Annotated in this window: 17 protein-coding genes; 3 read left to right on the top strand and 14 right to left on the bottom strand. The window is 60.8% G+C overall.

Features of this window, described 5'->3' with window-relative positions:
* Position 1 precedes the first annotated feature (1 nt).
* Both JT51_RS11225 and JT51_RS11220 read left to right on the top strand, forming a co-directional pair.
* The gene (locus tag JT51_RS11225) at positions 2 to 844 is read left to right on the top strand and encodes an ABC transporter permease (protein WP_037312435.1); all 843 of its coding nucleotides are present in this window, start codon (positions 2 to 4) and stop codon (positions 842 to 844) included.
* A 10-nt stretch (positions 845 to 854) separates the two neighbouring features.
* Positions 855 to 2,906: an ABC transporter ATP-binding protein gene (locus JT51_RS11220; protein ID WP_037312432.1), complete on the top strand. Its 2,052-nt coding sequence runs from the start codon at positions 855 to 857 to the stop codon at positions 2,904 to 2,906.
* Positions 2,907 to 2,952: 46 nt separating this feature from the next.
* Here JT51_RS11220 and JT51_RS11215 read toward each other — a convergent pair whose 3' ends face one another.
* On the bottom strand, positions 2,953 to 3,672 hold the full coding sequence (locus JT51_RS11215) for a helix-turn-helix transcriptional regulator (RefSeq protein WP_037312431.1): 720 nt from the start codon (positions 3,670 to 3,672) through the stop codon (positions 2,953 to 2,955).
* An 85-nt stretch (positions 3,673 to 3,757) separates the two neighbouring features.
* Between JT51_RS11215 and JT51_RS11210 the strand changes: the two genes are divergently transcribed.
* Positions 3,758 to 4,195, top strand: coding sequence for a RidA family protein (locus JT51_RS11210; RefSeq protein WP_037312428.1), 438 nt, complete (start codon positions 3,758 to 3,760; stop codon positions 4,193 to 4,195).
* A 39-nt stretch (positions 4,196 to 4,234) separates the two neighbouring features.
* On the opposite strand, the gene JT51_RS11205 is transcribed toward JT51_RS11210, so the two are convergent.
* The 13 genes from JT51_RS11205 to JT51_RS11145 all read right to left on the bottom strand — a co-directional run bounded on the left by JT51_RS11205 (position 4,235) and on the right by JT51_RS11145 (position 19,096).
* Positions 4,235 to 5,203 (bottom strand): phosphotransferase enzyme family protein, encoded by a 969-nt coding sequence (locus JT51_RS11205; protein WP_051927513.1) that lies wholly within the window; start codon positions 5,201 to 5,203, stop codon positions 4,235 to 4,237.
* The gene (locus tag JT51_RS11200) at positions 5,200 to 6,495 is read right to left on the bottom strand and encodes an aspartate aminotransferase family protein (RefSeq protein WP_152563335.1); all 1,296 of its coding nucleotides are present in this window, start codon (positions 6,493 to 6,495) and stop codon (positions 5,200 to 5,202) included. Before JT51_RS11200 ends, JT51_RS11205 begins: the two co-directional genes overlap by 4 nt.
* A gap of 15 nt (positions 6,496 to 6,510) precedes the next feature.
* Complete coding sequence (locus JT51_RS11195; RefSeq protein WP_037312423.1) at positions 6,511 to 7,998, bottom strand: aldehyde dehydrogenase; 1,488 nt, start codon at positions 7,996 to 7,998, stop codon at positions 6,511 to 6,513.
* Between the two features lie 4 nt (positions 7,999 to 8,002).
* Complete coding sequence (locus tag JT51_RS11190; RefSeq protein WP_037312420.1) at positions 8,003 to 9,529, bottom strand: tripartite tricarboxylate transporter permease; 1,527 nt, start codon at positions 9,527 to 9,529, stop codon at positions 8,003 to 8,005.
* Positions 9,530 to 9,536: 7 nt separating this feature from the next.
* Positions 9,537 to 10,076 carry a tripartite tricarboxylate transporter TctB family protein gene (locus JT51_RS11185; RefSeq protein ID WP_037312417.1) on the bottom strand — a complete coding sequence of 180 codons (540 nt, stop codon included), beginning with the start codon at positions 10,074 to 10,076 and terminating at the stop codon, positions 9,537 to 9,539.
* Between the two features lie 78 nt (positions 10,077 to 10,154).
* Positions 10,155 to 11,087, bottom strand: a complete 933-nt coding sequence (locus tag JT51_RS11180; RefSeq protein WP_037312412.1) for a tripartite tricarboxylate transporter substrate-binding protein — start codon at positions 11,085 to 11,087, stop codon at positions 10,155 to 10,157.
* Between the two features lie 42 nt (positions 11,088 to 11,129).
* Entirely contained in the window at positions 11,130 to 12,371 is a 1,242-nt protein-coding gene (locus JT51_RS11175; RefSeq protein ID WP_037312408.1) for a Tm-1-like ATP-binding domain-containing protein, read from the bottom strand.
* Positions 12,372 to 12,396: 25 nt separating this feature from the next.
* Positions 12,397 to 14,859 (bottom strand): FAD-dependent oxidoreductase, encoded by a 2,463-nt coding sequence (locus JT51_RS11170; RefSeq protein ID WP_037312404.1) that lies wholly within the window; start codon positions 14,857 to 14,859, stop codon positions 12,397 to 12,399.
* 190 nt (positions 14,860 to 15,049) lie between these two features.
* On the bottom strand, positions 15,050 to 15,814 hold the full coding sequence (locus JT51_RS11165) for an IclR family transcriptional regulator (protein ID WP_051927511.1): 765 nt from the start codon (positions 15,812 to 15,814) through the stop codon (positions 15,050 to 15,052).
* A gap of 110 nt (positions 15,815 to 15,924) precedes the next feature.
* Positions 15,925 to 16,278, bottom strand: coding sequence for a hypothetical protein (locus JT51_RS11160; protein WP_152563334.1), 354 nt, complete (start codon positions 16,276 to 16,278; stop codon positions 15,925 to 15,927).
* Between the two features lie 74 nt (positions 16,279 to 16,352).
* Positions 16,353 to 17,408: an aldolase/citrate lyase family protein gene (locus tag JT51_RS11155; protein ID WP_037312399.1), complete on the bottom strand. Its 1,056-nt coding sequence runs from the start codon at positions 17,406 to 17,408 to the stop codon at positions 16,353 to 16,355.
* A gap of 12 nt (positions 17,409 to 17,420) precedes the next feature.
* Positions 17,421 to 18,221, bottom strand: a complete 801-nt coding sequence (gene hpaH, locus JT51_RS11150; protein ID WP_037312395.1) for a 2-oxo-hept-4-ene-1,7-dioate hydratase — start codon at positions 18,219 to 18,221, stop codon at positions 17,421 to 17,423.
* Complete coding sequence (locus JT51_RS11145; RefSeq protein WP_037312392.1) at positions 18,218 to 19,096, bottom strand: fumarylacetoacetate hydrolase family protein; 879 nt, start codon at positions 19,094 to 19,096, stop codon at positions 18,218 to 18,220. The genes hpaH and JT51_RS11145 overlap by 4 nt, the downstream gene beginning before the upstream one ends.
* Between the last annotated feature and the right edge of the window lie 8 nt (positions 19,097 to 19,104).

The following is a 19,104-nucleotide window of genomic DNA, read 5'->3' as shown; positions in this document are numbered from 1 at the left end:
TATGCTTGCCCTGATTCAGAATGTGGCTGCGCGACCTTCGGGGGCGATTGGTCTGACATTGACCTTATGCCATGTGCTTATGGCGGTGCTGGCACCGTGGCTGGCCCCCTATGACCCCACGATGCAGAATGCCGATGCCATCCTGCTGGCCCCGTCATCCACCCATTGGATGGGTACGGATACCTTGGGCCGCGATGTGTTTTCCCGCGTGATTTATGGCGGACGTCTGGCGATTGCGGTGACCTTTGCCGCCGCCGTCGTTGCCACGCTGTGGGGTGGGTTTGCCGGTATCTTCTTTGGTACGGTCGGTGGTCGCGTCGATGAATACGCGATGCGGATTGTCGATGCGTTCCTGTCGGTGCCGTGGTTGCTGTTCCTGCTGCTGATCATCTCGATCGGCGGGGCGGGGCCGGTTACCATCATTCCGACCCTGGGGTTCTTTTACGGCGTTGCCGTGCTGCGGGTGGTGCGGGGGGCCGCGATGCAGGTGGCCGCGCGCGATTTCATCACCGCCGCAAAGGCGCGGGGCGAAAAACTGTGGCCCATCATCACGCGCGAGATGTTCCCCAACCTCAGCGACATTCTGCTGGTCGAAGGGGCGATGCGCTGGAGCTGGATGCTGCTGGCGTTTTCCTCGCTGTCGTTTCTGGGCTTTGGGGCAACGCCGCCCACACCCGATTGGGGATTGATGGTGGCGCAGGAACGCGGACTGCTGTCCACGGCTCCGTGGGGCGTGTTCTGGCCGTGTCTGGCGCTGAGTTCGCTGATCATCGGAATCAATCTGCTGGCTGACGCCGTGGGCAAAGCGCTTGGCCTTGACCGGGCAACCGCCATCGCCGTGTGAGGGACGAGAAATGACCAAACCACTGATCAAGATCGAAGACCTTTCGCTGGGATTTACCGCCAAGGGAGGGCGTCAGGGCCCCATCCTGCGGGGCGTCTCGCTGGAGCTGGCGGCGGGGGAAACGCTGGGCATTGTCGGCGAAAGCGGCTCGGGCAAATCGACCGTGGCGCTGGCGATGATGGGGTATCTGAAATCCGGCCTGTCGGTGTTTGGCGGCCGGGTTGTTTTCGACGGGCGCGACATGTTTGCCCTGTCGGAAAAGGACCGCGCCCGGCTGCGGGGTGGGGCCATCGCGCTGATCCCGCAGAATGCCGGTCAGGCTTTGACTCCGACGCTCAGGATTGGACAACAGATCGACGAGGCGCTGAGGCTGCACGCAGATTTGAACGCGGCGCAGCGTGCGGACCGTGTTGTCGAATTGCTGGCGCGTGTCCGTCTGCCCAGCCCGGCGGACATGGCCCAACGCTATCCGCATGAGTTGTCGGGCGGGCAGCAACAGCGGGCCGCAGTGGCCATGGCGCTGGCGGGCAATGCCAAGGCGCTGTTGTTGGATGAGCCGACAACCGGGCTGGACGTCACGACGCAGGCCCATATTCTTGAGTTTCTGCGCACCCTGGCCCGCGAAGTGGGTGTGGCGATGATCTATGTCAGCCACGACATGGGGGTCATCGCCCGCGTCGCCGACCGCGTGGCGGTGATGTACGCCGGACAACTGGCCGAAGAAGGGCCCACCCGCGATGTGCTTCGTGCGCCCAAACACCCCTATACCCGTGGCCTTTTGGCCTCGATCCCAAGGTTGGAGGAGCCGGGCCTGCCCGCCTCAATGCCGGGGACGCCGCCTGCGGTGGGGTCCGAGCTGACAGGCTGCGCCTTCGCCGACCGCTGTCCCATCGTTCAGGGCGATTGCCGCAGTGCTGTGCCTGATCTGGTGCGGATGAACGCGTCGCAAGTGCGCTGTCTGCACGCCGATATGCCGGACATGCCACGACCCCGAACGCATCGTGAACCTGACATTCAAACGACCCTGGCGCTGGCGCTGAGCGATGTTGCAATCAGCTATACAAAACCCGGGCTGCTGGACCGCCTGTTCAAACGCCCTGTCAAAACACCCACGGTCGAACGCGTGGATTTCGCGCTGAAAAAAGGCGAGACTCTGGGGTTGGTTGGCGAAAGCGGGTCCGGAAAATCCACCATTTTGCGGGCTGTTGCCGGGTTGGTGGGGACACAGGCCGGTTCCGTGACGCTGGGCAAGGGCGAAAGCCTGTCCATGCCGGTTTCGCGCCGGGATCGGGAAACCCTGCGTCGGGTGCAGATGATTTTTCAGAATGCGGATGCCTCGTTGAATCCGCGCCAGACCATTGCTGAAATTCTGGGTGCGCCCCTGCGGTTGTACCACGGGATGAAAGGGGCCGAGGCGCAAGCCCGTGCCGAAGAACTGTTGGAGGCCGTACGTCTGCCCGCGCGGTACCTGTCGCGGTTCCCCGGCCAATTGTCCGGCGGTGAAAAACAGCGTGTCGGTGTTGCGCGCGCCTTTGCGGCCAACCCCGAGGTGACCTTGTGTGATGAGGTAACCTCGGCATTGGATGTATCCGTGCAGGCCGCCGCCTTGGCCCTGTTGACCCGGCTGCAACGGGAAAACGGATCATCCTATATATTTGTCAGCCATGATCTGGCGGTGGTGCGCGCAGTGTCGGACCGGGTGGCGGTGTTGTATCAGGGGCGGGTGTGCGAAATCGGACCTGCGGCGGCTGTATATGCGCCGCCCTATCACCCCTATACACAGACTTTGATGGGCGCAGTTCTGGAACCCGATCCGGATGTCGCGCCCAAGCTGCTGGCCGATGACGTGACCGAGAAATCACCACCCGCCAGCGGATGCCCGTTCCAGCGGCGCTGCCCGCGTCGGATCGGCAAGGTCTGCGACACCATTGTGCCGCCAGAACGCGAAATGGCGGACGGGCATGTCATTCACTGCCATCTGGACGCCGAAACGCTGGATGAAAAACCTCAGAAGGTTCCACAGATGCAGCCGCGGAAACTGGCAGAGATGGTGGGTGGATAAACCATGATACACGCGCTCTGATCGCCCCTGATGGCGGTCGGAGGGCTTAGGGCGATAACTCGTTAAAGGGGCAAACATCGTTCTCAAAGGGCACATGCCTGCGCCGGAATCTTGCGCCCTCGTTGACCTCGGGGCTCGTGATCCGATCCATACGAAAATGCCGAAAATCATCGCGGACCGGGTCCCAGGCAACAAGATACCACAAGGGGGGCAGGATCAGCATTGCCTGCGGCTCCACCTCACGATGGGACTGTGCCCCTTTCGCGTCGTGATAGCAAAAGCGTAGGTTCAGCCGTTGAAGAAAGGCCACCTCGAAGGCAGGCAGCAGGGCCGGGTCAATCGTGCCCATGTCACCTATATCCTGCTTGGGCGACAGCTGCCCGACATGCAGACAATCCAGAATGGTGCGCAAATCCCTGACCTTGTCGGCTGGCAGTGCTTTTTCGATCTTGGCCAGACCCGCGTCAGCCAAGTCTGAAAAGGGCAGGGTCCGGGCTGCACGCATTGCCGCTACACTGATGAGCAGCGCGAAAACTTCGGTTACGGACAGGCGCGCGGTGGTCTGAACCGATTGCGGGTCAAGCTGAACCCCGCCGCCGCGCCCGGGTTCGGAATGAATAACAAAACCCTGATCCCGCAGCGCACTGATGTCGCGCAGGACTGTGCGCCTTGAGGCACCGACCGCTTGGGCCAGTTCTTCGACCGTTGCCGTCCCATTACGCCTCAGCGTGCGGACAATGGCGTCATGTCGCAGGCGAATAGTCATTTGCACAATCCGGTTTTATGGTGCCAGAAAATGGCACTGAATACCTTTATGCGGGTTCGTAGATTGCGTAACAAGGAGAAAAAGCATGACCCATCAGAGCCATTTCGAACAGATCGGAACAGATCGGGTGCCAACCATCGTAAACCCGCCACAGCTTGGTGACCCGACACCAAATGGCTACAGCACTGCTGTTGTCGCACCCACCGCTGGGCGGCTGGCATTTATCTCAGGGCAGGGCGGTCAGGACGCTGACGGAGGTCTCTCGCCTGACTTCGGGACGCAGGTTGCGCAGTCGTATGACAATTTGCTTGCCGTTCTTGATGCGCTTGGCGTTGGCGTGGATCGGGTGGTCAAGCTTACCGTCTATGTGGTGGATCATGATATGGCGAAGCTGGGCGTGCTGACCAAAGCTGTCACTCAGGTTTTCGGGGACAGGCTGCCCGCGCAAACGCTGGTTCCCGTGCCTAAGCTTGCGATCGACCCGATGCTGTTCGAAGTCGAAGCCATCGTCGCCATGGATTGAGGACGGAGGATAACCCGACGGGCCGCTGAAACGGCACCCCTATGTGCCGTTTCGGTGCGTTGAACGCCCGGACACCCGTGCCAGATAGTCCCGTGCCAAATCCCGTGTGGTGCGGATGAAACGATCATTGCGCAGCTTTGCGCCGTCCTCATCCATCCGGGTTATGATCCAGCCAACATAGGTTGCAGATCTGAGCACGATGAACAGCTCCAGCTCCGACAGGTCAATGTCGCGCACTGACCGGTAGCCCACAATCAGCGCGTCGTGCAGATCGGGGTAATCCTCTTCGCGCATGTTCTTGATCAGCGTCGTGGCAAGGTCGAACAGTCGGAACCCGAACCCGGCATCGTCGAAATCAATCAGTTGAACCCGATCACCATCCAGCATGACATTTTCGCGTACCAGATCAGCGTGGATCAGCCCAAAGTCCAAATCCTCTTCGATCCGCGCCAGCATGGTGTCCGCAACCTGGCGCAGCTCAGTGAACAATGCGCGGTCACTGTCGTTCAGTGTGGGGTTGTCCCAGAACCTGTCCCACAGTGGTGACGGGCCCAACAACCCCTTGCGGTCCCAGGAACAGCGGACAAACCCCTGCGGCGGCGTCCAGACGTCCGAGATCGCGTGCAGCCGGGCCATTTCCTGTCCGATTTTGTGGAACAGGCCGGTACGGTCGGACAGCTTCAACGCCGCACCGGTTTTGCCGACAGGGGCTCCTGACAGCCAAGTCAGAATGTCGATCTGATAGCCATCAACCACATGCAGAAAGGCACCCGAACGTGACGGGATCGGGTTGGGGACATGCACGCCGCCCTGCGCCACGGCATCCATCCACTGCAATTCCGAGCGCAACTCGGAATCGGTTCGGTACCCTTTCCGGTGCAGCCGCATGGCGAATGAACGGTCGCCATGATCCACCCGAAATACCTGATTTTCGCGCGCGGCGATCAGGCGATATGCGGCATCGGTCATGTCCCACAGCACCAGTGCCTGTTCGACAACTGCATTCATGATTCAAACGGAGTTTCGGCCAGAACCTCGTCCAGCGTGTCAAACAGAAGATCGGCGTTTTCGATGGAAAACGGCATCGGTGGGCGGATTTTCAGCGTGTTCTTGTGACGCCCCAGCTTGGAATGAATGATACCGCGATGGCGCATTGCATTGATCACCCTGTCGGTAAAGTCGCTTGCGGGGGTTTTGCTGGCGCGGTCCAGAACCATTTCAGCCCCGAATATCAGGCCCGAGCCACGCACATCCCCAATGAAATCGTATTTCTGCTGCAATCCCATCAGCCGTGCACGGGCGTGATCCCCAACGGTTTTGGCGTTTGCGATCAGGCTCTTGTCCTCGATCTCCTCCAACACAGCCATTGCGGCGGCGCAGGATACCGGATTGCCCCCGAAAGTGTTGAAATACCGGTACCCCTTGCGGAACCTTGTCAGGATTTCGGACCGCGTCACCACCGCACCAACCGGATGCCCGTTGGCCATCGGTTTGCCCAGCGTCATCACATCCGGCACCACGCCCATTTTCTGATGCGCCCACATGTGGGTTCCGGTGCGGCCAAAGCCCGACTGAACCTCATCACAGATCAGCAGACCACCGGCCTTGTGCACCACCTCGGCCACGGGTTTCAGCCAGCCGTCGGGGTGATCCGGAAAGCCCTCGTTCAGGAAATAGGGGCAGACCACAAGCGCGGCAAACCCGATGCCGGATTTCTCATGCTCGGCAATCTGCTCGGCCACTGCGTCGGCAAATTTCACCCCGTCCGGGTCCGGGTTGCGATAGCTGTCGGGGGCCTCGACAAAGCGAAAGAACTGGCCCAGCCCAAAGCCAACGGTGGGCACGTTCGACTGGCTTAGCTGGCTGACCAGAGAGGTATTGCCGTGATAGGTGGCGTCCGTGGCGATAATGCCGCGCTTGCCGGTCATGCCTTCGGCCATGCGCAGGGCGATATCGTTGGCCTCGGACCCGGTGCAGGTCAGAATGGCCGTATCCAGCGACGCATCCATGGTGCCCGTCAGCTTTTCCACATAATCCAGAATGCCGTCATGCAGGTACCGTGTGTGGGTGTTCAGCGTACTGGCCTGACGGCAGATCGCCTCCACCACCCTTGGGTTGCAATGGCCCACATGCGGGACGTTGTTGTAGCAATCCAGATACTTGCGCCCGTCCGCATCCCACAGCCAGACGCCCTCGCCCTTCACGATATGGACGGGATCGTCATAGAAAGTCGATACATTTGGGCCAAGCAGCTTGGCGCGCCGCTCCATCAGCTCTGCGGATTTTGGAGGTAGGGTCATGCGGGTCATCCCGTGTCAGAGTTGAATCCAGGCGGATTTCAGGTCGAAGTACTTTTCAAGCGCATGCAGTGACTTGTCGTGGCCGTTGCCCGATTGCCGCACGCCGCCCAACGGCACCGTCAGGTCCGAGCCGCCATAGGTGTTGACATGCACCACCCCGGCGCGGATGCGATCGACCATCCGGTGCGCCCGGCTAAGGTTGGCCGTCCATACCCCCGCCGCCAGCCCATAGACGGTGGCATTCGCCAGTTGCACCGCCTCAGCCTCATCCCGAAATGTCGTCACGGACAGCACCGGGCCGAACACCTCGTTCTGGAACAGGTCGTTGTCCGGTTTGACGCCGGTCATGATCGTGGGCTGCATGTAATAACCGCCCGTGTCCGCCAAAATCCGCGCGCCACCCGTACGACAAGCGGCACCCTCGGCCGTGGCGCGGGTAACGAAATCCAGATTGGCCTCCAACTCGGACAGGGAATGAACCGCGCCGATCTGGCTGGTCATGTCGAGCGGGTTACCAACCTCAAACGCCTCGGCATGGCGCGCCATTTCCGCCACGAAATCCTCGGCGATGTCCTCCTGCACCAGCAGGCGCGAACCGGCGACGCAAACCTGACCGGAGTTGCGGAAAATACCAGCGGCTGAAACCTTGGCCGCCTGCGCCAGATCGGGGGCGTCGTTGAAGATGATGTTGGGGGATTTGCCGCCCAGCTCAAGATAGCAACGCTTCAGGTTCGATCGCGCCGAATATTCCAGCAACCGCCGCCCCGTGGCACCCGATCCGGTGAACACCATGATGTCCACATCCATGGACAGCGCCAGGGTTTCGCCGACAACGCTGCCCTTGCCGGTGACGACGTTGAACACGCCTTCGGGTAGGCCCGCCTCGACCGCCAATTCCGCGATGGCCAGCAGCGACAGCGAGGCGCTTTCCGCCGGTTTCAACACGATGGAATTGCCCGCCGCCAGCGCCGGTGCGATCTTCCAACTGCCGATCATCAGGGGGAAGTTCCACGGCACGATGGCCCCAACAACCCCAATGGGCGCATGATGCACCAGACCCAGAACGTTGTCGGCGGTGGGGGCGACCTGACCATAGATCTTGTCAATCGCCTCACCATAATACCGAAAGGTCTGCGCCGCTGACAATGCTTCGGCTTTGATGGCCATCGTGATCTCGGTGCCATTGTCGCGCACGCCGCGAACGGCCAGGTCCAGCGCGCGGTCCTCGATCAGATCGCCAAGCCGCATCAGCACCTTCTTGCGCGCCGCTGGGGGCATCCGCGACCAGCGCCCGTCCTCAAAGGCGGCGCGGGCCGAAGCGATGGCGCGTTCCATATCCTCGGGGCGGCCCTCGGCGATTTGCGTCAGCACCTGACCGTCGATGGGCGACAGCACGTCCAGCGTACCTCCTGCCATCGCGGGCACGGGCTGCCCGTCGATGAAATGACCCTGTGGCGGAATGGTGGTGTTCCGCAGGGCGTCGATCTTGTCTTGGGTCAGCATGTCGTCATCCCTGCTGGCTGGAGTGTTCATAGTCAGGCCCGACAGGTTCGGGTCTGCGGCGTTCCTTGTATTCGATGATCAGGGTCCGGATGTGCAGGATCAGGATGCCGATGATCATCACAAAGATGATCGCCGCAATAGGCCGACTGATGAAATCAATCGGTGTTTTCACCGCCGCCATGGCGCTGCGCAGCTTGACCTCCATGATACCGCCCAGAACCATGCCCAGAATGATCGGCACAATCGGCAGGTTCAGCCGCTTCAGGATCAGGCCGAACACGCCAAACCCGGCGGCAACCGCGCAATCGGTGATCGAATTGCGCAGCGAATAGACCCCGATAAACGACAGCGTCAGGATCATGATGCCCAGAAACCGGGTCGGGATCTGAATGATCTTCAACAGCAGATTGGTTGAGAACAGCAGGAACACCAGCACAATCACATTCAACAGGATCAGCGCCACATACAGCGCCATGACGAAATCAAGCTGCTGCTCGAACAATTGCGGTCCGGGGATCACGTTATGGACGTAGAACACTGACAGCATCATCGCGGTCAGCGCCTCACCCGGGATGCCCAAAGCCAGCAGCGGGATCATCGCCGCACCGGGCACCGCGTTATTGGCGGCCTCGGACGCGACCAGACCTTCGGGTGAGCCGTCGCCGAACTTCTCAGGCTCTTTCGAGCTTTTCTGCGCATAGGTGTAGGACAAGAACTGTGCGGTGAATTCGCCAACGCCGGGGATCATGCCCATCAGCACTCCGAGGGAGGACGAAACAGAGGCGATGCGCTTGATCCCCAGCAGCTCTTTCACCCCGGCGAACATGCTGCCTTCGACGTGGGTGTTTTCCGGGGCGTGGTCTTTTTCGATCAGCAGCAGGAAAGCCTGACTGATGGCAAACAGGCCCAGCACCACCACGATCAGATCGAACCCCGAGGTCAGCCAGCTTTGCTCAAAGGTAAAGCGGCGGGTGTATTTCACGGGCTCCAGCCCGACGGTGTTCAGGAAGATGCCCAGACAGGCCAGCATCCCGGCTGCAAACGTTTGCCCCCGATGGGCCACCACAACCAGCAAAATGCCCATGAAAGCGGCCAGAAATATCTCTCGGCTGCCGAAATGCGGTGCAATCAAAGCCAACAGCGGCGACAGCACAATCAAACAGACGACCGAGAATATGCCGCCAAAGAACGATGCGGTATAGGCCAACGACAACGCCCGGTGCCCCTGCCCGCGTTTGGTCATGGGATAGCCGTCATAGGTGGTCAGCGCGTTGACCGGCGTGCCGGGTGTATTGATGAGGATCGCAGGAATGGCGCCGCCATACATCGAACTGCCGTAAATCCCCAAAAGCAGCGTCAGGCCGACAAGCGGCTCGAACGCGAAGGTGGCGGGCAGAAGGATGGCAATCGCAACCGCAGGGCCAACGCCCGGCAATGCGCCAATGATCACGCCGCCGATGGAGCCGATGACCAGCGCCACAAGGACATCCCATTGCGCCAGAAGGGTTATTCCGGAAAAAAGTGTGTCCATGTCAACCTCAGAGATAGGTCAGCGCAAAGGCGCGGATGGTGTCCGGCAGGTATTCGTAAACCCGCCCGGCAGGGATTTTGACCTGCAGGAACCCGCGAAAGATCACCGCGACGCACAGCCCGAAAAACACCGACAATCCCAGTGCCTGCCAACTGCGGAACCCCGCCCGCAGCGCCAGAAACAATGTGAAGGCAAGCGTGGTCGGCAAATAGCCGGACAGCGGCACTAGAACCACATAGACCAGAAAATACAGCACGTATTCCAAAGACCGCAGCCAGAATACGACCTCTTTCCAGCGCCCCGGAAGGCGCGGCGAGACAACCACGCTGAGCGCGTGAAAGCCCCCGAAGACCACCATGCCCCAAACCGCGATACTGGGCCAGAGCGAGGGCTGGCCGAACCATTTGGTGCGTTTGACCGTATCGGTCTGCGCACCCAACTGGCTGAGCAGGAACAGTGCGAACAGCAGGAAAGCCACCGCAAAAACCTGATCACCAGGCCGCCGATACCGTTGGAACAGATCCTGAAACACCTTGATTTTTGACATGACTGGCCCCTCGCGTCCGGGAGTGAAACTGTTGCATCCTATATGAGAGGGGCAGCTCTGCCCCTCTCTGATCAGGCATTACTCAAGCAGTTTGGCGATTTCGCCGTTCACTTGGATATCAGCCTCGATCTGCGCGTTGGACGCATCGGCATCTTTCCAATAGATCAGCACGCCGGTTTCCTGCGACAGGTTCTTGGCGGCGTCCGATTCCAGCGCGGCTTTGGCGGCGGCTTCGATCTTTTCGCGCGCATCCGCCGGGGTTCCCTTGGGCACAAACAGCCCGTTCCACAGCGACAGCGGCAGCTCGGGGACGATCTCACCCACGGTGCGGGCATCCGGCGTCAGCGGGGTGCGGTCCTCGCCGATGGTGGCCAGAATGGTCAGGTCGTCGATACATGGCAGCAGGGTCTGGATGGTGGCGTTGACGATATCCACATCACCCGAGGCCAAAACGTTGCAATCCAGCAGGTCAAACGCCGCCTCGGACGAGAAATCCCATCCGGTCTTGGTCGCCGCTGCAAAGGTCACCTGAGTTGGTGCCAGAAACGATCCGTAGTGACCCAGGGACACGTCGTTGTCCTTGCCATAATCCGCCAATTCCTCCCACGAGGAATAGGGCTGGCTTTTCAGCGTGGCGATCACGAAGGGATAGGTCATGAAAATGCCGACCGGCTCGAACGGGTTGGGGCTCAGTTCGGGGATGCCGATTTCAGGGCCAACCACGGGCACGTCGATCACGAATGAGCCGACGGTATAGCCATCCGCCGGTGCGCCCGCCACTTCGACCGCGCCGGGGAACGGGCCGCCGCCGCCACCGGGCTTGTTCACAACGGCGGCAGGCACGTCGTACATTTCCTGAAACTTGTCGGCGATCAGACGGGTCAGCACGTCCTCAAGATCACCGGGCGGGAACGGGACCACGAAAGACACCGGTTTTTCGGGGTATTCCGCAAAAGCCGCTGTGGCGCTTAGCAGGGACGCCGCGATGGCGAGTTTGAATGTGTTTGTCATAGTTTCCTCCCTAATGACGTATTTTGTTGTTTGTTGCGGTCCTCAGTGTTTGCCTGCGGGAATGATCCCCTTTTCGACCCAGTGGTCGAAAATCTGCAATGCAGCGGCGCTGAATTCCGGGTCGTTGATATGGGCGTCCAGCTCCGTTGCCTGCACCGACGGCGCAACGCTGGAGCCCAGTTCCGTGATAAAGGCGGTCAGCCCTTCGGGGTCGTGGCAATCACCACCGGGGCGGTCCCATTCCTCGATCCCGCCGCGCGGGATGATCAGATGGGTGGGGGCCGCGCTTTCGCCCAGCCTTTTGTTCAGCTCACGCGCGATTTCGCGCCGTTCTTCGGCGTTGTAAAAGGTGTTCTTGACCAGCTTGTTATGGGTGTGGATCGGGCGATCCAGGAACCGCTCGGGGATATCCTGCCACCCGGCAAAGTCGATCAGGTCCATGCAGCCGGGGGCCACGATCTGCGGGATACCGGCGCGTCCGGCCCCGCGATGCCGGTCACGGCCTGCGTTCACCACCGACCCGGCCAGCAGATTGCCCAGCTCACAGCCCGCGAAATCCATCACGCAGACAAAACCGTTCTGGCTGGCGATCTGTTCAAACGCCATGCCGCCCATGCCCATGGCGTGAAAGACGGCAACCTCATATCCGCGCTCCTCCAGCGCGGGTTTGAGGGTCTTGATGTATTTCAGGCAGGATGTCCCAAGCGACGTGATCCCCACCACCGGGCGGCCACTGACCGCCGGTTCAGCAGCGCGGGCTGCCCCCAGAACGGCCCCAGCGGCTTGCGCCAGCGAGGATTTGCAGATCGCGTTCAACCCATAAAGACCCCCCGCCCACAGGATCATCTGAATATCGGGGGACAGGCGCTCGGCCGGGATCAGGGCCGAGAAAGATACGGTGGACACCACGTATTTCGGCACCCCGATCGGCAGCGCCTGACAGACATCCAGCGCCAGATCGGTGCCCATGGTGCCGCCCAGAATAAGAACCCCGTCAATGCGGCCCGCGTCGTGCAATTGCCGCGCCAGCGCGCAGGCCCCGTCCGACATGATGTTCATCGCAACATGTTCGCTGCCACTGTCAACCGCTGCCTGAATCGAACTGCCGCCCGCCCCAGCGACATCATGTTTCGAAAAATCAGTGGGCTGTGACGGGTCGCCCAGAACGCTGACATCCAGCGTCAGAACACCGCCGCCCAAGGCGCGGATCTTGCCTGCGATGAACTCAAGTTCATCGTTTTTTGTATCGTATGTGCCGACAACCAGAATGGTCTTGTCCGCCATGATCTCCTCCCTCACAGCGCGGGGTCTATCCGCGCATGATCTCTCCCTTCGGGTCGTAATAAGGGGCCAGCTGTGCCTTCAGCGGATACATCTGTCCGGCGATTTGCACCTCGAACCCCCCTTCGTCGATCCAGGCCTTGGACACGCCCTCGTTGCGGTGCAGGCTGGCCAGACCCACCATCGCCTGCAGCCGGAACCCCCAGTCGCCCGAGGTTACATGGCCAACGATTTGCCCGTCTTTCCACACCGGCTCATTGTGGATCAGATAAGGGCCTTTCTGCGCCCCGACCCCGTCTACAATACACGAAACCGTCCGGTATTTGGTGGCCGGGCCACCGGCCTTTTGGTTGCGCAGAGCCGTCTGGCCCAGAAACCCGTCGTGCTTGTCCAGCGCCACCGCAAAACCCAGCCCGGTTTCATACGGCGTGTCATCCTCGGCGATATCATGGCCGAAATGGCGGAACCCTTTTTCCAACCGACAGGCGTTCATCGCAAACATGCCCATATGGCGCAGCCCATGGGGTTGTCCCGCCTGCATCAGCGCCTCATAGACCCCGGCCACAAATTCGGTGGGGATCATCAGCTCATACCCCAGCTCGCCCAAAAATGACCGGCGGATGGCCCAGCCCCGCGCATAGGCCATGTCAATCTCGCGGGCGGCACCAAAGGGGAAGGCATCATTCGACAGATCATCCCCCGAAATCGCCGCCAGAATCGCGCGCGATTTCGGTCCGTGGATCGAAATCAGACCATAGCCCGAGGTGGCGTCGAAAACCTCGAACCGCCAGTCGGGGTCTGCATGATCCCTGATCCAACCCTGATCGCGCACCTGGCTGGGATGGCCGGTGATGACCATGAAACACTCGGGCGCGGTGCGGGTCACGGTCACATCCGCCTCGATCCCGCCGCGTGCGTTCAGGAACTGGGTATAGACCGAAACGCCCACATCCACATCCATCTCGGCCCCGCAGACCCGGTTCAGCGCCCGGACCGCATCCGGCCCCTGCACCTGAATCTTGGAATACATCGACTGATCAATCAGAACCGCCGCATCGCGCGCCGCCAGACATTCGGCCTGCACATGAGGGGCCCAGTCCTTCCACCACAGGTTCGGCTCTTCGTTCCAGCCTTTCTTGTCGGGGTCGAAATACATCGGCATTTCCCACCCAATACGCTCGGCAAAGGTTGCGCCCGCGTCTTTCAGGCGGTCATGCAGCGGAACCCGGCGCACGCCGCGCGCCGAATGAATCTGCCGCCCGACCCATGACACGCCATAGTGAAAGCCCACAGATTCCGCGCTGCGGTCGTGATTGTATTTGGTGTTGCGCTGAAACGGGTGCGCCCGGCGGGCCAGCATCGGCCCCATCCCACGCGACGGTGTGCCATCCGTCATCCATTCGGCCATGGTCAGGCCGACCCCGCCGGAATTCAGAATTCCGTTGGAGTTCATGCCAGTGGCCACATACAGCCCCGCGATCTCACTGGTTGGGCCCAAATAGGGGCGGCCATCGGGGGTAAAGCTTTCGGGGCCGTTGAAGAAGGTCTGAATACCCATCTCACCCAGGGCGGGCATGCGTTCGAACATCTTCTCCAGACAAGGTTCGACGTGGTCCATGTCAAAGGGCAGCTCGTCAAACTCGAAATCCTCGGGGATGCCATCGTGGCCATAGGGTTTACCGCGCTTTTCGAACGAGCCGATCAGCAGCTTGCCGGTGTCCTCTTTCCAGTATGTCCTTTCCTCGGCGATGTTCAGGATTGGCTGGGTCTTGGGCAACCCGTCCACCGGTTCGGTGACGATATAGAAATGCTCGGTCGCGTGCAGCGGCACGGTGACGCCATGGGCCTTGGCAAACAGATGGCTCCACATGCCGCCCGCCAGCAGCACCTTGTCGGTTGCAATCACGCCCTTGTCGGTCTCGACCCCCGCAACCTTGCCGTCGCGAATGACCAACTGATTGACCTTGGTGTCTTCGAACACCTGCGCACCCAACGCGCGCGCGCCCTTGGTCATGGCCACGGTTACATCCAGCGGGTTCACCTGACCGTTCGATGGTACGAAAAACGCCGATTTCACATCATCGGCTTCGATCCACGGCCATTTCTCTTTCAATTCGGCCTGCGACATCAGAAAGGTCTCGATCCCCATCCGAACCGCATGATCGTGGCTGCGCAACAGCTGTTCGTGCCGGACATCGCCAATGGCCAGATTGATTGTGCCGTTGGGTTTATAGCCGGTGGCCTGACCGGTTTCCTGCTCCAACTCGCGGAAAAGCCGGGCGGTGTATTTGCCCAGCTCGGTCTGCGCGGTGCTGTCGCGCAGCTGCCCGACGATCCCGGCGGCGTGCCACGTCGTGCCACTGGCGATCTTGCGGCGTTCGATCAGAACGGCAGGCACACCGCGTTTCGCCAGATGATACAGCGTCGAAACACCGATGATGCCGCCGCCAATGATGACAACCGGGGCTTGTTCAGGAATTGAGTTCGTCATCACCAACGTTCTTTCAGCCCGCTGCGCAGGCAATTCACAGATTTCCGATCAAATACAGCAGGAAGGTCACCCATCGCCGGGCTTTGCTGTTCGCCTGAAATTTGTCGCAGATAGACGCGGCATCTCATAACTTCTTGCACCAAAGGTGCGATTATAGCACCTGGTGATTTCCGAGCGCTTTCCCGCTGGATTACCGGGGTGTGGAAAGCCGCGAATGTCCGGTCAAGGCGATCTCAAGCTTTTCGATTGCAGTGCCCAGCAGGGCCGCCAGCTCTTCGCGGCGAGGCTCGTCGATCAAATGATCCGGAACCGCAATCGCAATGGTGCCGGCCGGGTCTTTGCCGTCGGCGAAATAGGGCATCGCGACACTGGCGACCCCTTCGTCGACAGTGTTGCTGCTGAAGGCATAGCCGCGGCCGCGGGTCTGGGCGATCAGGGTCAACAGCGCGTCGCGATCCGTGACCGTAAAGCGCGTCAGCTTTTCGCGTTTGAGATTCAGCAACCGTTCCCGGGTATCCGCCGAACAAAAGGACAAAAACGCAAGCCCCGAGGATGAGGAATGAAACGGATAGGTTTCGGCCGGGCGAAAGTTGATCACATTACCACGCGGAGGCAGCGTGAAAGACGCCGTTGACATGCCGGTTTCGCCGGGAATGCCCACGTGAACGGTTTCGCTGGCCTGCGCCGACAGCCATTGGGTCACGACCTGTGTCGCCTTGACCATGGGCACGGTGGCCTCACGCAGCCGGGCCAGCGACAGGAAACCATGCCCAAGCCGGTATTTCCGGTTCTCTGGGTTTTGCTCGATAAACCCGTGTTTGATAAGCGACAGCAGCAGCCGGCGGGTCACGGCCTTGTCCTCGCCAGTGGCGCGGGCAAGATCGTTCAGGCCGATTTCAAGATGCTCCAGCGAAAACTGGCGCAGCAGGGTCATCGCTTTGTCTACGGTTTTCACGGCGCGGCCTTTTTTTGGGTTCCGGACAGTCTAGACGGATTTTCCGGTGAGCCAATACGGCAAGCCAAGGGTAGGGGCTTTGTACCCCAGAAACTGGTGACGAATTCAGATCAGGTCGTTGGGGTGCTGTTCGCCCAACGCGACACCCGGTTGAAGGATTGCGTGTACGAACAGCAGGCTATTTCACTGGCAGCCCCGTCAGAAATTCCCGATGCGCTTGCGGCACGGCTTGCGGTATCGTTTCGGGGGTACTCCTCAAGAAACAAGGCGCACATCTGGTCGCGATTGCCACGCAGGAATATCCTGTTGTGCCCATCAACTTGGCCTTGATGCAGCAGTTCAAGTGCGGCGCGGCTTTGTGGCCCCCAATCCGTGCAATCGCCCAGAAAAAACGATCCCTGCATTCGGCACGCCAATCTTCGCGACACGCAATAGCGCATCTTCAGGCATGTCCAATTGACCATGAAAATCGCCGATGACGTAGATGGGATCGGAAGCCAAACCATTTTCCTTTCAGCGCGCCGCGGGTTGGTGCCCATCAATCGGACCAGTCGATCCGGAATTCCTCGCGAAACGCAAACCGGGCCAGATGGCGTTCGATAACGTCTTTCCATCGGGCGATGTCGTCCCGTGGACCGGTTTCCGCTGTGACCGTCAAGCTTGTGTCATCCGCCCGCATGGCAACCCTGTGGCCATCCGCATAGGAAACGCTGCCCTGATGCGCGTCAAAGGACACCTCGGCCTTGTGGGACCAGTGCTTGCACAGTTGCTGCAGGTATTTGCTGCCGGATTGAGTCTGGGCGGTGCCCGAGGCGGTTTGATCGGGCAGCAGGGTCAACCCGGCCTTGGCTGCATTGCGCATCGCCCCGGCAAACAATGTAACGTCGATGCCGGTGGCCACAAATGTCGCGCCCAGATCAAGGCAGGCGCGTTGCATCGCTGGGTCCAGCGTCAGAATCCCGGCGGACTTGCCCGCGGCCACGATACGGCGCATCGCATCCTGAACGGCCGCGACCACATCCGGATGACCGGCATTGCCGATATGGCCCATATCTGCCGCCAGATCGGACGGGCCGATAAACACCCCATCGACATCGGTGGCCAGAATGTCATCCAACGCCGCCAGTCCGGCGCGATTTTCCACCTGCACCAGCAGGCAGATCTGATCATCCGCAGTTGTCAGATAGTCGGGAATTGCCGCAAAACGCGAGGCCCGCGCCAGCGCCGATCCCACGCCCCGCACACCCTTAGGCGGATAGCGCACTGCGCGCGCCAAATCCTGCGCCTGTTCGCCGCTTTCGACCATAGGCACCAACAGGGTTTGCACCCCCGCATCCAGATATTGCTTGATCATCCAGGCCTCGCCAACAGGCAGGCGCGCGACTGAGTGGCTGGCCGATGCTTCTATCACCCGCACCTGTTCCAGAATTGTGCGCAGGTCGTTCGGCGCGTGTTCGCCATCAACCAGCAGCCAGTCGAACCCGGCGGTTGCGGCAATCTCGGCGGCATAGGCATTTGCCATCCCGACCCAGCAACCGATCTGCGGCTGACCGGCTTTCAGCGCAGCCTTGAAGGCATTCTGTGGCGCGGGCATAGCGCGGCTCCTTTATGCGAAATTGATGCCAACCGACCCGAAAGGCCCGAAATCCGCTGCGATCTCGGACCCCGGCGGGCATTCGATTGGGCGGATGAAACTGCCCGACAGGATCACCTGACCCGGTTCGATGCTTTGGCCATAGTGCGCCATGCGCCGCGCCAGCCAGACAACGCTTTCGACCGGGTCGTTCAGGACGCCGGCCCCCAGACCGGTCTCCTCAATCTCGCCATTGCGGAACGTCAGCGCGCCGACCCAGCGCAGGTCAAAGGCGTCGATGGCGTGGCGTTCCTGGCCCAGCACCACACCGGCATTGGCGGCATTGTCGCTGATCGTGTCAAAGACGGCGCGCGCCTTGCCGGTCGCGGGATCGACCCGCTGGATACGCGTATCCAGAATCTCGATGGACGGTGCGACATAATCCGTGGCGGCGATGATATCGGCGCGGCTGACACTGGCCCCGCCCACTGGGGATTTCATGACAAAGGCGATCTCAGCCTCGATCCGGGGCTGGATGAACCGACCCGCAGGCACGGTTGCGCCGTGGTCGAATACCATGTCATCGAATAGGATCCCGCTGTCGGGAATGTCGATGTTCAACGCGTATTGCATCGCTTTTGAGGTCAGCCCGATCTTCCAGCCGATCACCCTGCGCCCTTCGGCCAGCTTCTGACGGTACAGGGCATTCTGCACCGCATAAGCATCATCCATTCCCATTTCCGGGTGGCGCAGGGTCAGCAACCCGATCTGCTCCCCGGTCCGTTCGGCCCGCAGCAAATCGGCGGCCGCGCGGGCGTGATCATCCGGGGTCACTGTTCATCCTCGACACTGTTGCGCAGGGTGCCGATCCCGTTGACCGAGATTTCAACCACATCGCCCGGGGTCAGGTACTTTGGCGGGTCGAACCGCGCACCGGCCCCGGTGGGCGTGCCGGTGACGATGATATCGCCCGGCTGCAAGGTCATGAAGGTCGAGATATATTCGATCTCACGCCGGATCGGGAACATCATCCGGTTCAGGGTGTCGTCCTGACGCAGTTCACCATTCACGCGGGTCTGGATGCGGGCGTCATCCAGCTGCGCTGCGTCGGTAAAGGGCACCAGCCACGGGCCGATGGCACCGGAATTGTCCCAGTTCTTGCCCTGCGTGACATTGAACTTGGCGTGGCGCACCCAGTCGCGGATCGTACCTTCGTTGCACAGGGTCAGCGCGCCGATGTGGTCATAGGCGTCGGCCTGCGAAATGCGGCGACCAGTTTTGCCGATGACAATGGCGACCTCGCCCTCGTAATCCAGTGTGTGGTTCTCCGGGGGCCGGATCAAAGGCTGCCCGTGGCCGGTAAAGCCGCTGGCAAAACGGGGGAACAGCGACATGTATTTTGGCTGCGCGCTGCCATCCTTGTATTCCGCGTTGCGGTCGGGAAAGTTCACGCCCACGCACAGGATGCGCCGGACGTCCGGCATCACCATCTCATAGGTGAAATCCCGGTGGGTCACCGCCCGGCCTGTCGCCGCGGAGGCCATCTGATCGAATGCGCCGGCGGCGATCACCTCATACAGGCTGGCGTGGTCGGGAAAGGCGTCGTTCAGCGCGATTGCGCCGTCGTCGGTGATTGCGCCGAAATAGGTTTCGCCATTGGAATTAAAGGTGGCAAAGCGTGGCAAGCCAGGGTCATGCGTCGCGGTCATGGTTTTCC

The sequence above is a fragment of the Ruegeria halocynthiae genome (assembly GCF_000743705.1).
Lineage (GTDB): Bacteria > Pseudomonadota > Alphaproteobacteria > Rhodobacterales > Rhodobacteraceae > Ruegeria > Ruegeria halocynthiae_B.
The sequence above is the reverse complement of the archived record's forward strand: the minus strand, read 5'-3'. Positions and strand labels throughout refer to the sequence as shown.